This is a genomic window from Salinisphaera sp. (assembly GCF_035690525.1).
GTDB lineage: Bacteria > Pseudomonadota > Gammaproteobacteria > Nevskiales > Salinisphaeraceae > Salinisphaera.
The window spans coordinates 40,787-56,380 of the sequence record NZ_DASSKM010000178.1 but is presented as its reverse complement, the minus strand read 5'-3'; the positions used below and the strand labels follow the sequence as shown (position 1 = coordinate 56,380).

Here is a 15,594-nt window from a genome sequence, read left to right as displayed (position 1 = left end):
AACGCTATCGGGATATTCTGCCGAGGCGATTTTCGATCGCGCTCTTCATGGATCCGATCTTCACCGAGACACTCGAATTCCACGATCGCTGGCGCGTGATCAGGACACTCCGGCTGATCGAGGGTCAGCCGCGCACCCTCACACTCAGCGACCCGGCGGCGGGCTGGACGATCACCGCCCACGATCTTCAGATCGCCGATGACGAAAACACGCTCGTGTTGGAGGCCGCGAGCGACGACTGGGACAGCGTGACGCTGCCCGGCCCGGGCCTTGCGCTTACCGTGACCGACGAGGGTGAAACACTGGCCTTCGACGGCATCACGTCGCTGCCGGACCCGGCTACGCCCACCGGCGCGCTGCGGCGTTTTTCCATTCCCGAGCGCCTGCGGCTGGAAAACAAGCGCGCCGGCTTGCGGCTGATTTTCATCAAAGGCATGTCGGCGCGCTTCGAAATTCCCGGCCCGGCCGACGAACCACGGCTCGTGGCCCGGGTGATCGATCTGTCGTTCGGCGGCTGTCAGATCGAGTTGCCGATAGCGGCCGGCCTGACCCTGAATATAGATGGCGCACCGATCGAGATAGCGCTCGTCTTCCCCAACGGCGATCGGTTCGAGGTGGCGGCCGACGTACGCTACGTGCACCTGCTCGGCCCGGGCGGTTTGGCCCGGGCCGGGCTCGCGTTCCAGCCGCTGGACGGCGATCGCCGCCGGACGCTGTGGTTATGGCTACAAGAAATCGAAATGGAAATCGCGGTGCGCCGCGGCGAGCGCAGCGCCGCCCGCCAAACCGTGGGTTTGTTCAGGTCCGGCGTTGCCCACGAGCCCGCGCAGACGATCGCGCGTACACCGCCTTTTCGCACGCCGATGCGCAAATCACTGCTCGACGTGGCCCACGCTATCGCGCGCGCGGCGCTGGCGCTACGTGTGGGTGAGCCGTTGCCCGCGGCGCGCCTGGCCGCCGGGGCCGAGCGACTATGCGCCTTGCTCGCCGAAGACCGCCAATCCTTCATGTTTGCGCTGGCCACGCTGACCGACCAGCCGCCCCTGATCCAGCACGCGCTCGCCGTGGCCGGTCGCCTGCTCGATCTCATCGACGCCGAGCCCGATCTGACGATCGCGCCGCGCGAGATCGTGCTCGGCGGTCTGCTCCATGAGCTGGGCCTGGTATCGTTGGCCGACGAAGCAGCCTCCACGCTCGCCGCCGCCCGGCATCACCCCGAGGCGGTTAGCGGCGCCCACGCCGCCCGGCTGCTCGAACACATACAAGCCGAACCGGCGCTCGCCGCGCCCGCCATACATGCGCTCGTGGCCGGTCTGGCCGGACTCGGCCAGCCGGTGGACGGGGTCGACAAGCGCGTGGCGGACGCTGCCCGCGTGGTCAAGGCCGTGGATGCACACGTTCGCGGCTACCACGGCCAGCCGCCGATCACCGCGTTCGATGCTTGCCGCCGGATCTATCGCGATTGCGAGCGCTTTGACGACTACTGGGTCCGACGCTACGTCCAGCGCCAGGGTCCCTACCCGATCGGCACCATCGTGCACTACGCCAACGGCTTTCGTGCCCAGGTGGTCGAGGTCGACGAGCGCGGCCAGCCGGCTCGCGTTCGCGTGCTGCGCAATCTCAACGCCGCCCGGCACCAACGGCTCAACCTGCTGATCGGCGGGGTCGACCTGCATCAACTCGGTCAGCTCGAGCGGGCGGTCGCGCACGAGCCGGCCGAACTCTATTCGCCGGCCGCGGCTGACGGGCATGACAAGCGCCGGGCGCGGCTCCGGCTGCGCTGATTGGCCGCCAAAGACAACACCGCCGGCGACGGCTCGGCCGTCGCCGGCGTCAACCCGCACTTACGGCCAGTTGGGCCGCAAAGTCGCCGGCGCTCATCGGCGGCGCCAGCAGGAAGCCCTGCCCGAACGGGCAGCCCAGCGTCTCCAGCAGATCGAGTTCGTTTTGGGTCTCGATCCCCTCGGCGACGATATCCACGCCGAGCGCGCCGCCCAGCGCCAGAATACTGTCCATGATCGCCCGCGTACGCTGGGCGCCGGCCATGCGCGTGACGAACTCGCGATCGATTTTCAGCGCATCGACCGCGTAGCGATCCAGATAACTCAATGACGAATAGCCGGTGCCGAAGTCGTCGAGCACGACCCGGATGCCGCGGGCGCGCAGCGCATCAAGCACCTGCGCCACGTGCGCCGGATCCTGGATGAAGATGTTCTCGGTCATCTCGAGCTGCAGGCGCGAGGCCGGCAATCCGCTCGTCCGCAACGCCTCGTCGACTTGGTCGAGAAAACGATGGTCGCGGACCTCGCGCGCCGAAACGTTGACGAACAGCCTAAGACCGGCAGCGGCCGAGCCCCAGTCCTGCATCTGGCGACACGCCTGGCTCATCACCCAGTGCCCCAGCTCGCGAATGACATCGATCTCCTCGGCGATCGGCACGAACACACCCGGCGCCACCCCGCCTCGATCAGGATGGTGCCAGCGCGCCAGCGCCTCAACCCCAACACAGCCGGCGCGGCCGAGGGCATAGATCGGCTGGTAGGCCAGCGTGAGCTGTTTGTCAACGAGCGCCTGGCGCAGATCGTTCCGCAGCGACAGCATCTCGATCGCGGCCTCGCGCATGCATTCGGTGAACAGACTGTAGTTGCCCGCGCCGCCCTGCTTGGCGGCATACATGGCGACATCGGCGTCGCGCACGAGCTGCTCGGGGGAATCGTAGCGCGCATCGATATGCACGATGCCGATGCTGGTCGAGGAATAGATATCCTGTTCGCTGATACGAAACGGCTTGTCGAAGGCTTCGATGATGCGCTCGGCGACCTCAATGGCCGTGCGTTGCTCCGGCTCGTTCTCGATCAGCACCACGAATTCGTCGCCGCCGACCCGCGCCAGGATATCGTCGGCGCGTACGCAGGTCTCGAGCCGGCGGGCCATCTGCATCAGCAGCAGATCGCCCGCGCGGTGCCCGAGGCTGTCGTTAACCGATTTGAAGCGATCCATGTCCAGAAACAGCAGACTGGCGCGCCCGGCCTCGCTCGCGTCCGCCATGACCAGCGAGCGCAGCCGATCCATGACGTAGGCGCGGTTGTTGAGATGGGTGAGATCGTCGTGAAAAGCGGCATAGGCCAGCGATTGTTCGACGCGTTGACGCTCGCGCAGCTTGGCTTGCAGCGCCGCGTTTTCGGCCTCGGCCCGGCGTGCCTGATCGGCCGCCTGCTCGGCGCGTTTGCGCTCGCTCGCGTCGCGCTGCACTGAAATCCAATGGGTGTAGCGACCGCTTTCGTCGGCAACCGGCACGATACTCAGCTCCACCCAGAACTCGCTGCCGTCCTTGCGCTGGTTGAGCAGCTCGATCTCGATCGACTGCCAGTGTTCGAGCGCATGGCGCAGCCGATCGAGCGAGGCGCGCGACGTATTGGCATTCTGCAACAGACGCGGCGTACGGCCGAGCACCTCGGCTTCGCTATAGCCGGTGATCCGCGTAAACGCCGCGTTGCAGTAAACGATCCGCGGCCCCGGCCGATCGATCGGCCCGGCCTCGGTGATCAGCACCGCATCCTTGGCGTGCACCACCACCGATTCCAGCAGACGCAGACGGTCCTGCTGATGCCAGCCGTAAGAAGGCGGCGATTCTTTCGTCGCGCCGGCCGCAGCGATGCCGCGATGGGCCGTCAACCAGTTCGCGTCCGGCATCGGATAGGCGCCCACCGATTCGCTACCATGGCTTTGTACCGGGTCGAAAACACCCGAATCGAGGCGGTAGAACACCGCGCAACGACAGTCCAGGGCAGCGGCCGCGCTACGGACCAATTTCGAAATAGCCGCCGGGCATGCGTCGGTCACGATGCGATCCCCCTTCCATTCCTGCCGAAGCGTTCGTCTCGGTCTGAGCCGTCAATGGACAATACCGAGCATACGGGGTTCGCGGCTATATGACACGTCATGCATAGTATGATGAACGGCATACCGCGTGGGTCGCGGGTGCAAGCCAGTCTCAAGGGGTCTATGCGCCAATCCTCGAAATACGCCACGCGTACCGATTCGCTCGAAGCCCATCTCAAGCGCGAAAATCCGCTGCTGCTCGAACCGCTGGCCGAATTTCGCCGTCTCGATCGTATCGCGCATCGCATGGGCTTGCTGGCATCCGGCGAAAGCTTCACCCGGCGGGTGCCGTGGTGGCCGGTCATTTCGCTGCTGGGCACCTTTTCAGCCGGCAAATCGAGCTTTATCAACGGTTATCTCGGCACCACGCTGCAACGCACCGGCAATCAGGCCGTCGACGATCGCTTTTCGGTGATCTGCTACAGCGAGGAATCCGAGCCACTGACCCTGCCCGGCACCGCGCTCGACGCCGATTTGCGCTTCCCCTTCTATCGCATCAGCGGCGATATCGAAGACGTGGCGATCGGCGAGGGCCGGCGCATCAACAGCTATCTACAGCTCAAAACCTGTAATTCGGAACAGATCCGCGGCAAGATTCTGCTCGATTCCCCCGGCTTCGATGCCGACAGCCAACGCTCGGCGACCCTGCAGATCACCGATCGCATCATCGATCTGTCGGATCTGGTACTGGTGTTGTTCGACGCCCGTCATCCGGAGCCGGGCGCGATGCGCGATACGCTGCGGCATCTGGTCACCAACACCGTCGATCGCGACGACGCGAGCAAATTTCTTTTCATTCTCAACCAGATCGACACCACGGCCGGCGAAGACAACCCCGAGGACGTGGTGGCGGCGTGGCAGCGGGCGCTGGCCTCCGCCGGGCTCACCGCGGGCCGTTTTCTGCGCATCTACGACGAGGACGCGGCCGGGGCGATCGCCGACGAATCGCTGGCCGCGCGCCTCAAGGCGAAAAAAGACGAAGACATCGCCGAGATCCATCGCCGCATGACGGGGGTGGAAATCGATCGGGCATACCGCGTGATCGAGTTGATGACGGGCGCCGCCGATACCCTGGCCGGCGAGAACGGCGTCGGCCTGCTCAAGCACTACCTGCGCCAGTGGCGCCGCCGCACGCTCATCTTCGACAGCCTGATGCTGGCGCCGATCGTCGCCGCCTGCGGCGCGGCCTTCATCTGGGCCAACGCCGCGGCCATGGGCGTGGTCGAGCGCGTGTTCGGCAATACCGCGGGCGGCTGGGCGATCGTGGCGTTGGTCGTCGTGATTGTCGGCGCGATTCATTTTTCCGCTCGCACGCTCGCCGCGAATCAGATCGCGCGCCGGATTCAGCCTGCCTCGCAACAGGCCTTCAACATCGACCTGCGACGCGCCTTCCGGCGCAACGTGCGCTGGTGGCGCGGGCTGTTCAGCCTACAACCCAAGGGCTGGCACGTGTTCGCGCGGCGCCGGGTGGCCCGTATCCGCGACCAGCAGGAAAGCCTGGTGCGGCGCCTCAACGACCGTTTCACGCAGCCTTCGGGCTGAGGCTGCACGGCGGGCGCGCTTGGCGGTCGTGCGTTGGGGCCCGTGTAATGCACAACCCGTATTGTCGGCGCGGGGGCGAGCGGGCGTAATCTAGGAGACCATGCTCGTTGTCGACACCGTGGCCATGATCGCGATTGTCCGCCGCCTGCCCTACTTCGCCGTCGCATTGACCGCCGCCACGGCCATGCTGGCTACTCTGGCCGGCTGCGCCAACGAGCCGACATCCCCGCCGAGCGGCCAACGCGGCGCGCGCCCTACGCCGGCCGAATCCATGATCGTGCCTAACGCCGATTCCGCCCTGGCGCGGGGCCTACGCCGGGTGCTGGCCGGGCGCGGCTGGCATTTGGTCGGCTACAGCGACGACCTGATTCACGGCCACAGCGACTATGGCGACTATCGGGCCATGGCGCGCCGGGCGCAATACCGCCTGACTCTGAAGGGTACCACCGTAGGGCCGTGCCGCGACGGCGGCCAAGGTTTTCTTTACAGCATCGCCATTATCGAGAACATCGGCGGCGATGTGCCGGTCGCGCTGGCGGGCGCGGGATGCCTGACCCGGATTCTCGGCCAGTTCGCCACCGAGCTGGAGCAGAAACAGCTCGCGTCGCTGCTGCGTTAGCCCACGAGGAACTCATACCTACTTGCAAAAGAATGACCTGCCAGTCAAAACAGTCCGCAAATGAACGCCAATAAACGCAAATGAAAGCGCGAAAAGCGCATCAGCGTGTCTTATTCGCGTGCATTTGCGGACGAATTCTGGCTTCATGAAGATCGATCAATCTTTATGAGGGTTGGTATCAGTAGCCCGGCGCCAGCACCGGATCGCCGCGCAGACTGGCCAGGATGCCGTCGCGATAGTCGGGAAACACCAGCCGATAACGGGTATCGGCCAACAGCCGCGCATTGGATAAACGGCGCGATTCGGCGAGAAACGACAACCGCATGGCCGAAAACCGTTGGCGCGCCTCGGCCCAGTCGATCCGGGGCGGCGCGGCCACGCCAAGCAGCTCGGCCAACGTGTCGTAATAAGCTTCGCGCCGCGTCGGCACCCCGTCGCAGGCGTTGTAGATGGCATGCGGCGGCGGCTCGGTCGCCATATGCCAGGCGATGCCGGCCAAATCGTCCACGTGCACGCGATTGGTCCAGCCGCCGGCGCGATCGGCGAGCACCGGCTCGCCGGCGCGCACGCGATCCAGCGTCAGCCGGCCCGGGCCATAGATGCCGGGCGCGCGCAGGACCACCGCATGCCGGGCCCAGCCCATGATCCGCCGCTCGGCGTCCACCCGGCGTTTGGCCCGGTCCGTATCCGGCGCCACCGGCCGGGCTTCGTCGACCCAGTCGCCACCGCAGTCGCCGTAGACGCCGCTGGTGCTGATATAAACTACGTGGGCCGGCACGCCCGGCATGGCCTCGAGCACGCGCGCCATGCGCGCGTCGGTAGCTTGCGCGCGCGCCGGCGGCGCGCTGTAGACGAGCCGTCGGCAGGCCGGCAGGTCGCCCACCGGCCCATCGAGATCGATACGGCGCGACCGGCCGCCAACCGAGCGCAGGCGCGCGGCCGAATCCTCGCCGCGGACGATACCGAGCACCGTTTCGCCGGCCGCGACGGCGCGCGCGGCGATCCGCACGCCGGTATCGCCGCAGCCCACGATGACGGTGGATACCTCGACCGTCATGACCGCGCCGGAGCGCGCTTCATTGCGAAGCGCGCAGCTCCAGCCCGCGCCGATAAGCCGCGCGAGCCTGATCGGCCTCGTTGATCTGCTCGAACAGGTGGCCGAGTCCGAGCAGCGCATCGGCGCGCGTTCGCTCGGCCTGGGCGGCGGCCTCGAAGTAGCTGCGCGCCCGGCCCCAGAGGTGATTACGCAGACACAACCGGCCCGCAATCAGCATCAACTCCGGCTCACGGCCGTGAATCTTGATCCATTCCTCGACGGTGGCGAGTTGTTCGGTCCGATCGCTGCATTTGAAATCGCCGAAAATCAATGCCAACGGAGCCACCCACTGTTTTTTCAGCGCATTGCGGATCACGTTGGCCGCCTCGTCGTCCGCGCGCCCGCGTTTCAGGCACAGCGCGTAGTGGCGCAGGATCTCGGGGTCGCGACGCAGTTCCTTGGGCATGTGCCGCCAGGTCGTGGTCAGGCCGCCGACATCGCGCTGCTGCGATAACCGGTGCTGATAAGCCGCGACCGACATCTCACGCACCCGCGACGCGGACAGCGCCGCGTGCTTGCTCAGTTCGGGCAGTAGTTGATCCACCCGTGCATAGTCGCCGCAGGCCATCGCGTGCTCGGCATACAAACGCAGCACCCACGGATGACGCGGCTGCAGATCGTGCAGGCGCGCCAGCGTGGCCTGGGCCTCAGCGGTCTGGCCGGCCGCGATCTGCAGCTCGGCCTGGGTGAGCAGCACCGCCAGTTCGCTGATCGACTTGCGCGAGGCCGCCTTTTGCAGATAGCGGTCGCGATCGCCGAGATGTTGCTGATACTGCGCGGCGCGCGCGGAAAACAGATGATTCAGGCCGGGCGCCTCGTTGGACTCGGCCAGCGCCTGCAAATCGGCCTCGGCCAACGCCCAGCGCGCCTCGGCCATGTGTTCGAGACCGGTATACAGCGAACGGCGCGCCTTGCGCTGGCGTCGCCGGCCGACAAAGCCGCGGATGTTGCGCGGCGCGAACACCAGCGTAACCAGAATTCGCCAAGCCAGGGCCAGCACCCACAACCCGAGCAACACGGCGGCGCAGGCGAACAGCACCGAGGTTTCGATCTGCCAGCCGTTGAATGAAATCAGCACATAACCCTGGTGCTGCCGGAACACCAGCGACAGCAGAATGCCGAGCAGAATGAAGATGAAGAAAGCGAGCAGCAGGCGGCGCATCACGAATTCCCCGCCGCGGAAGCGCTGTTGTCGGTCGAGCCGCCGCGGGTCGAACCGTTTTGCTTGGAACCGCCCGCGCTGCCGGCCGAGACCCCGTTACCGCCGGAGCCGGACGCGGTAGTGCCGGCATTGGCCTGATCGTCGCGATCCATGATCCGGCGCAGCGTCTTCAGGCTGGCCGACAGATCGGGCGCCTGCCAGTCGAGTTTGACGTGCGACAGCTGGGACAAATCGTCCAGTACCGCCGACACGCGCGGATCCCCGGTGTCGAAATACTTCTGCACCCAATTGCGCGCCGCGGACAGCGCGTCGTGATAGGTCTGCGCGTTGCCGCCCAACAACGCCAGCCGCGCGGTACGCAGCTGCAGCTGGAGATTCTGCACCAGAAAATACGCCTGATCCGGCGCCATCAGGGCCGGCGCGTTCTCGGTGCCGTTGGCCCGCCGGATGGTTACCATCTGCGACAGCGCATCGCCGATCGAATCGACGAACTGATGCCATTTCTTGGCTAGCGTCACGCCCGCGAATTCGACCATGCCGCCGTTGTCGTCGTTACCATGGTTGTTTTCGGACGGGCCGTTTGCCGAGTTCGAGCCGTTCCCGGACTGATAGTTCGAGGGTACGTCCGACTTCACCGGCAGCTTGGGCACCTGCTCGATCACGCTGGCGAGCTTGAGCGAGAGCCCTTCGATGTCCGGGTTCGGCAACGCCTTGAGCGCGGCGATCTCATCGGCGATTCGGGCGCGTACCGGATGCAGTTCCGGATTGCCGCTCTTGGCGATCACTTTGTCTGCCAGCTTCAGCGCCTGGACAGCGCCGTGCGGGTCGCGTTCGACCTGCAGACGTTGGTTGGCCGCTTCCAGCAACAAGGCGATGCGCTGCTCGACGAAGCGCTCGTGACCGCCGCCGAGTTGGTCGGAAAGCTGCGTGTTTTGTCGCTGTACTTGCCGGATGGTCTGCTGCAGTTGCGCGATCTGCTGCTTGCGCTGATCCAGCGCCTGGGAAAGCCGGTCGGTGCGCTGCGAGAATTGGTCCATCCGCTTGCGCATGTCCGACAGCTTAGGCAGGACCACTTTCTGGACATTGTTCTGCAGCGCTTTTTCGACCGTGTCGACACGCGAACCCAGCGCGGCGATGCGCTGCTGGCCGCGATACCACAGATACCCGGTCGCGGCCGCCGCGGCGATCGCGATGATCAGCGCGACGACCGCCAACACGAGGCCGACCGGCCGTTTCTTGCCGCCGCCGCGCGGACCCGAGGGGCTCGCCCCGGAGCGACCGCCGCCGCTCGAACCTTGGCCGGACGTGCGGGTGGGCGTCGCGCTGCTGGCGGCCGCGCTCTTGCCGGCCGATGCGCTAGTCTTCGACGAGGTCGCGCTGCTCGAACTCGATGCCGCGGATTTCGGGTCCGCGCTCGTGCCGCCGACAGCGGGCCGCGTATCCGCACCACCCGCGCCGGGGCGTTGGCCCGTCGCCGAGGCCGGCGCGCCGCCCTTGTTTCCGGCGCTGTGCTGACCGGCGCCGCCGCTCCGGGCGTTGTCCTTGCCCCCGGTCGAAGCGGCGCTGCCGGTGCCGCTCGACGACGGGGCGCCGGCCGGGGACGGCTTGTTCTTGTCGCCCCCGGCCGTGCCGGCGCCACTTTGCCGGGGGGCACCGGACGCGCGGTCGGCGGTCTTGCTCGACCCGACGGCGGACGGTTGCTCGCCGGACGCCGCTTGGCGCTTGTCGGAATCGGGCTTGTCGCCGGCGTTCCGGCTCTTCGCCGAGTCCGATGCCGACGGGGACGCGCCCAACGGCTTCGCGCCGGCATCGCCGGACCGGCCCGCGGCAGCGGGGCTCGATCTGGACTTATCCGGCGATTTTTCGCCGCCCGACGCGTGCTTGTCGTTGCTGCTGGACGACGAGGATCGATCGGCGTTGTTCTTGTCGCGCTTGTCTTGGCTCATAAGATGGCGGCTATCCCCCGGTGTCGATGGCCCCTATTGTCCACGGACCGGCCAGACGCGGTCCAGCGCGGCCACTGCGCCCGTCGCATCCATGCGTTCGATTACGATCGGTTCCACCGACCAATCAACGTCGCAGCCGGCTTGTTGTACCACACGCTGGCTGGCGGCCACCAACCGCAGCCGGCGCAACCGCGCGCGGCGCGCGCCCGCGGTGAGCGCGGCGAGACGGCGCCAAGCCTCGACGCTGGTTACAATCACCGCGTCCGCGGCCAGCAGGCCGTCCAGGCGATCGGCCGCGATCGGCGCCGGCGCGCGCCGATAGAGCGCGATTTTGTCGAGGCGCGCGCCGCGCCCGATCAACGTTTGGGCCAGCGCCTGACGGCCGCCGTGGCCGGCCAGCAACGCGACACGGCGCCCGGCAACGCTCGCCAGCGCGCTCATGGCGACCAGCCCTTCCGTGTCCGAACGCGCCGGCGTGGCGACCGGGCGGCCGGTGTAGTCGGCAAGCGCATCCGCGCTCGCCCCGCCGACCGCGATCAGCCGGCCCCGCGGCGCCCACCGCGGACGCAGGCGCGCCGCGGCGGCCACCGCATTGGCCGAGGTCGCGATCACGATGTCGGCGGCTTCGGCGCTATCCAGGGCGGCGGCCGCGGCCGCCTCGTCGTCGGGCGCTTCGATGATGAGCAGCGGTTCGAGCCAGACCCGCGCGCCGGCGGCCGTCAGCGCCGCGCGCCAATCCTCGGCCTGAGCGATCGGGCGCGTCAGCCAAACGGTGGCGTCGGTCAGATCGGGTCTCGGCATGACGTGCGGAAAATTGCTCAGCCCAGGTCCGTCAGGTTAACCCAGGCCACCAGGTCAACCCAGATCCGCCAATATCCGGTCGGCGCCGGCGACCAACAGGCGTTCGGCCAGCGCGTGGCCGAGTTCGGCGGCCTCGTCCACCGGGCCGCTGATTTCGTCGCGGACCATTTGCGTGCCGTCCGGGCGGCCGACGCAGGCGCAGAGCCGCAGCGTCACCCCGTCGTGCGTGGCGTGCGCGGCGATCGGCAGGTGGCAGCTGCCCTCGAGCCGGCGGTTCACGGCGCGCTCGGCATCGATGCGGATATGGGTGTATTCGTCGTCCAGTGCGGCGACCGCGGCCGCCGTCGCGCTGTCGTCGACGCGGATCTCGATGCCGAGCACGCCCTGGCCGATCGCCGGCAGACTCTGCTCGGGGGTCAGCTCGCAACGGATACGCGCGGCCAGTTCGAGCCGTTCAAGACCGGCGCAGGCCAGCAGAATGGCGTCGTAATCGCCGGCGTCCAGCTTGGCCAGCCGGGTCTGCACATTGCCGCGCAAGTTCCTGATTTCCAGATCCGGCCGCAGATGTTTGATCATGGCCGCGCGCCGCAGGCTCGATGTGCCCACGATCGCGCCGGCCGGCATGGCCGCGGGCGTGTCGTAGTGGTTGGCGACGAAGGCATCGAGCGGACTGGCCGGCGCGAGCACCACCGGCAGCGCGAATCCACGCGGCAGCTCGGCCGGCACGTCCTTCATCGAATGCACCGCGAGATCGGCCTCGCCGTTTGCCATCGCGGCCTCGAGTTCTTTTAAAAACAATCCTTTGCCGCCGATAGCCGACAGCGGCCGGTCGGTGATCCGGTCGCCCTCGGTGCGGATCGGCAACAATTCGACGTCGGTCTCGGGCAACGCTACCGCCAGGCGCGCCTGAACATGGCGGGCCTGCCAGAGCGCGAGCTCGGACTGGCGGGTGGCGATACGCAGGGTCTTGAGCATTAACGATGGCTCGCGAAGGGTCGCCTTGCGGCAAAGATCAGGAATCGAGCAACGCCCGCACCTCGGTCAGGCGGCGCCGCGAAACCGGCACCGTGGTCCGGACATGACGCAGAGTCAAACAGGCGCTGCCGTCGCTATTGTATTTGAGCCCGGTGACCTGCGCGCGGGCGACCAGCGCCTTGCGATGCACCCGCATGAACGACTTCGACAGCGACTGTTCCAGCGTGGCCAGCGACTGCTCGATCAGCAGTTCGCCGTGCAGATGAAACACCGAGGTGTATTTCTGATCGGCCCAGAAATACAGAATATCGCGAATCGCCACGCGCTCGATGCCGTCGCGGGTGCGCGCACTGACATAGCCCACCGGCCCGCCGTCGTCCGAATGCCCGGCCAGCGCGGCGTATTGGGCGCGGCTGGGCTGGCGGGCGCGGACGAGCGCGGCCGCCAGATCGTCGCGCCGCACCGGTTTGAGTAGATAGCCGTCGGCCTGGCTGTTGTGCGCCGACAACGCGTGCTCGCTGTGCGCGGTAATGAAGATCACGGCCGGCGGCAAATCCGCGCCCGCCAGTTCGCGGGCCACCTGCAGGCCATCGACCCCCGGCATATGCACATCCAGCAGTACCGCATCGGGCGCCAGTTCGGCCGCGCGCTCGACCGCGACCCGGCCCTCGGCGGCCTCGCCGACCACGGCGTAGCCGGGGAAAGTCTCGATCATGCGGCGCAGCCGCTCACGGGCGAGCGGTTCGTCGTCGACGATCATGACATTCATATCGGTGCGTCTTCCTGGTCTTGCTGTGGCAACTGGAGCGTTACCGTGAACCAGGTTTCGTCATGCGTGAAATCGAGCCGGGCCGCGCCGGCGTAGGCCAGCGCCAACCGGCGCCGTATATTCGTCACCGCCTGGCGGTGCCCGGGGGCCCGTCCGGCGCGCGCGGCCACCGGGTTGCGCACCTCGGCGAACAGGGCGCGATCGGCGGCCCAGGCGCGCACCCGCACGGTGCCGCCGTCGGGCAGCCGCGCGACGCCGTGACCGATCGCGTTCTCGACCAACGGCTGCAGGCACAGCGACGGCAGCCGGCACTCGCGCGCGCCGTCCGACAGATCGACCTCCATAACCAGCCGATCGCCCAGACGCAGCTTCTCGATCCGGACATAAGCCTCGACCAGACGCATTTCCTCGGCCAGCCGGATCGCGGTCGGGCTGTCGGTATTCAGACGCGCGCGCAGCAGCGTCGACAAATCCTCGAGCGCGGTCTCGGCGTCCGCCGGCCGCACCGCGATCAGCGCGGCCACGCTGTTGAGCGTGTTGAACAAAAAATGGGGCTCGATGCGGGCCTGCAGCGCTTCCAGCCGAGCGCGCATTTCGACCTCGGCGTGCGCCGCCCAGGACGCGCGCAACCAGAAATAGCGCAGCGCTAGCGCGGCGACCACCGCGCAGATCCCCACGCTGCGCGCCACGAACGCCCCCTGGCTGCTATTTTCGATAATCAGGCCGAAACCGGCGAAGCGCCCGGCGGCGAAGATGATCTCGGTGACCGCGTAGGTCACCAGCAACAAACCAAGGTAAGACAGCGCGACCACGGCGCGCGTGTTCAGCCGGGCCGCGTGACGACGGATCAGGCACAGCACGGTCGCGCTGCAGACGCCGATCCACTGCACATAAACCGAGAGCAGAAACAGCCGCTGCCAGAGACCGCCGGACATCGAACTGCCGAGCGCGAGCACGACGGCCACCGCCTCGCAGACGACCAGAACCCGCAAAACACGCGCACCGGTGCAGAAATCCGGCAGGATGGCGGTCGGTCGATCGGACTCGGACATGAGCGACAGTTTTTGAACAGTAACGCCATGGCGTCAAGTTCGGACCGGCCCCTGGCCCGCGCGCCCGGGGTGCGCATCAGACCGAGGGCATAGCGCATACGGCTATTGGCCCCTGGCCCGCGCGCCCGGGGTGCGCATCGCAGGCATTGCTATACTCGCGCGCCGGCCACGCGCGGACGGCCACCCACATCACCGGAGCCAGGAAATGAGCACGCAGTCGAGTCATCAGACCTGGGGCGGGCGTTTCGCCGAAGGCCCGGATGCCCGGGTGGCCGCGTTCACCGAATCGGTCTCGTTCGAAACAAGGCTGGCGCCTTACGACATCGCCGGCTCGATCGCGCATGCGCGCATGCTTTCGGCCATCGGCGTGCTCACCGCGGAAGAGTTCACCCGGATCGAGACCGGGCTACGGGCCATCGAAACCCGTATCGCCGCCGGCGAGTTCGATTGGGACGGCGCGCTGGAAGACGTGCACATGAACATCGAGGCCCGGCTGACCGAGGACATCGGCGCCCTCGGCAAAAAACTGCACACGGCCAGATCCCGCAACGATCAGGTCGCCACCGACGTACGCCTGTGGCTGCGCGATACGCTCGACGATCTGATGGTCGAGGTAAACCGGCTGCGCGCGGGGCTGATCGATCTGGCCGAGCGCGAGGCCGACACCGTCATGCCCGGCTTCACCCATATGCAGGTCGCCCAACCGGTGACTTTCGGCCATCATATGCTGGCCTGGCAGGCGATGCTGGCGCGCGACGGCCAGCGGCTGGCCCAGATCCGGGCGCGCGCCAACGTCCTGCCGCTCGGCGCCGCCGCGCTGGCCGGCACGACGTTTGCCATCGACCGCGAAATGGTCGCGGCCGAACTTGGCTTCGACGGGGTGATCGACAATTCGCTGGACGCGGTCTCGGATCGCGATTTCGCGATCGAGTTCGTCGCCGCCGCCGCCACCCTCATGATGCATCTGTCGCGTTTTTCCGAGGAACTGATCCTGTGGATGAGCCCGGCCTTCGATTTCGTCGAACTGCCGGATCGCTACTGCACCGGCTCCTCGATCATGCCGCAAAAGAAAAACCCGGATGTCGCCGAGCTGACCCGCGGCAAGAGCGCGCGTGTTCAGGGCCACCTCACCGCCCTGCTCACGCTGATGAAGGGCCAGCCACTGGCCTACAACCGCGACAACCAGGAAGACAAGGTGCCGATGTTCGACACCGCGGACACGGTCGGCGCCTGCGTCGCCCTGTTCGCCGATATGGCGCCGCATATCGGCGTGCACCGCGCGGCCTGCCGCGAGGCCGCGCGGCGCGGCTTTTCCACCGCCACCGATCTGGCCGACTATCTGGTGCGGGCCGGGGTGGCATTTCGTGATGCCCACGAGATCGTCGGCCGCTGTGTGTCGCGCGCGATCGAGGCCGGCTGCGACTTGGCCGAGATGCCGCTGGCCGATTTGCAAGCCGTCTCGGGCGCGATCGGCGAGGACATCTACGACGTGCTCACGCTGGAAGGCTCGGTGGCCGCGCGCAGCCATATCGGCGGCACCGCGCCCGCCCAAGTCCGCGCCGCCGCGGCCCGGGCGCGTGAAGCGCTGGGGCTCTGACCGATTGAAATCGCCCCTAAATAAAAACTCGTCATATTTGCGGCTAACGCCCAAGCGCGGTTGCCGCCGGAGCGGCCGTAGCCCGCGGAGAAACCAAAGCGTAGCAACGCTTTGAACGCCATCTACAGCGCCTCGTTAAACTGCCCAGCAACT

The 15,594-nt window shown here is 67.2% G+C and carries 12 protein-coding genes; 4 read left to right on the top strand and 8 right to left on the bottom strand.

The genetic code is table 11. The features are described 5' to 3' along the window. The first annotated feature begins 47 nt into the window (after nt 1-47). On the top strand, nt 48-1,784 hold the full coding sequence (locus tag VFJ08_RS13730) for a PilZ domain-containing protein (RefSeq protein ID WP_324997790.1): 1,737 nt from the start codon (nt 48-50) through the stop codon (nt 1,782-1,784). Nucleotides 1,785-1,833: 49 nt separating this feature from the next. On the opposite strand, the gene VFJ08_RS13725 is transcribed toward VFJ08_RS13730, so the two are convergent. Then, the gene (locus VFJ08_RS13725; protein ID WP_324997789.1) at nt 1,834-3,843 is read right to left on the bottom strand and encodes a putative bifunctional diguanylate cyclase/phosphodiesterase; all 2,010 of its coding nucleotides are present in this window, start codon (nt 3,841-3,843) and stop codon (nt 1,834-1,836) included. A gap of 99 nt (nt 3,844-3,942) precedes the next feature. On the opposite strand from VFJ08_RS13725, the gene VFJ08_RS13720 reads away from it, so the two are divergent. Both VFJ08_RS13720 and VFJ08_RS13715 read left to right on the top strand, forming a co-directional pair. Continuing rightward, on the top strand, nt 3,943-5,424 hold the full coding sequence (locus tag VFJ08_RS13720) for a dynamin family protein (protein WP_324997788.1): 1,482 nt from the start codon (nt 3,943-3,945) through the stop codon (nt 5,422-5,424). 100 nt (nt 5,425-5,524) lie between these two features. After that, a complete protein-coding gene (locus tag VFJ08_RS13715) occupies nt 5,525-6,043 on the top strand; it encodes a hypothetical protein (protein ID WP_324997787.1) in 519 nt (172 codons plus the stop codon). 178 nt (nt 6,044-6,221) lie between these two features. Here the strand turns inward: VFJ08_RS13715 and VFJ08_RS13710 are convergent, their stop codons facing one another. From VFJ08_RS13710 to VFJ08_RS13680, 7 genes are read right to left on the bottom strand one after another with little or no spacing between them, the layout of a single operon-like run. Then, nucleotides 6,222-7,100 carry an SDR family oxidoreductase gene (locus tag VFJ08_RS13710; RefSeq protein WP_324997786.1) on the bottom strand — a complete coding sequence of 293 codons (879 nt, stop codon included), beginning with the start codon at nt 7,098-7,100 and terminating at the stop codon, nt 6,222-6,224. A 19-nt stretch (nt 7,101-7,119) separates the two neighbouring features. Further along, nucleotides 7,120-8,301, bottom strand: a complete 1,182-nt coding sequence (locus tag VFJ08_RS13705) for a heme biosynthesis HemY N-terminal domain-containing protein (protein WP_324997785.1) — start codon at nt 8,299-8,301, stop codon at nt 7,120-7,122. Next, entirely contained in the window at nt 8,301-10,247 is a 1,947-nt protein-coding gene (locus VFJ08_RS13700) for a uroporphyrinogen-III C-methyltransferase (RefSeq protein WP_324997784.1), read from the bottom strand. The genes VFJ08_RS13705 and VFJ08_RS13700 overlap by 1 nt, the downstream gene beginning before the upstream one ends. Before the next feature lie 33 nt (nt 10,248-10,280). Further along, nucleotides 10,281-11,048 carry a uroporphyrinogen-III synthase gene (locus VFJ08_RS13695; protein WP_324997783.1) on the bottom strand — a complete coding sequence of 256 codons (768 nt, stop codon included), beginning with the start codon at nt 11,046-11,048 and terminating at the stop codon, nt 10,281-10,283. Nucleotides 11,049-11,102: 54 nt separating this feature from the next. Then, nucleotides 11,103-12,023: a hydroxymethylbilane synthase gene (gene hemC / locus VFJ08_RS13690; protein WP_324997782.1), complete on the bottom strand. Its 921-nt coding sequence runs from the start codon at nt 12,021-12,023 to the stop codon at nt 11,103-11,105. A gap of 37 nt (nt 12,024-12,060) precedes the next feature. Continuing rightward, on the bottom strand, nt 12,061-12,783 hold the full coding sequence (locus VFJ08_RS13685) for a LytTR family DNA-binding domain-containing protein (RefSeq protein ID WP_324997781.1): 723 nt from the start codon (nt 12,781-12,783) through the stop codon (nt 12,061-12,063). 5 nt (nt 12,784-12,788) lie between these two features. Beyond that, nucleotides 12,789-13,844 (bottom strand): sensor histidine kinase, encoded by a 1,056-nt coding sequence (locus VFJ08_RS13680; RefSeq protein WP_324997780.1) that lies wholly within the window; start codon nt 13,842-13,844, stop codon nt 12,789-12,791. 205 nt (nt 13,845-14,049) lie between these two features. Here VFJ08_RS13680 and argH point away from each other — a divergent pair, with 205 nt between their 5' ends. Further along, complete coding sequence (gene argH, locus VFJ08_RS13675; RefSeq protein WP_324997779.1) at nt 14,050-15,441, top strand: argininosuccinate lyase; 1,392 nt, start codon at nt 14,050-14,052, stop codon at nt 15,439-15,441. Nucleotides 15,442-15,594: the final 153 nt, after the last annotated feature.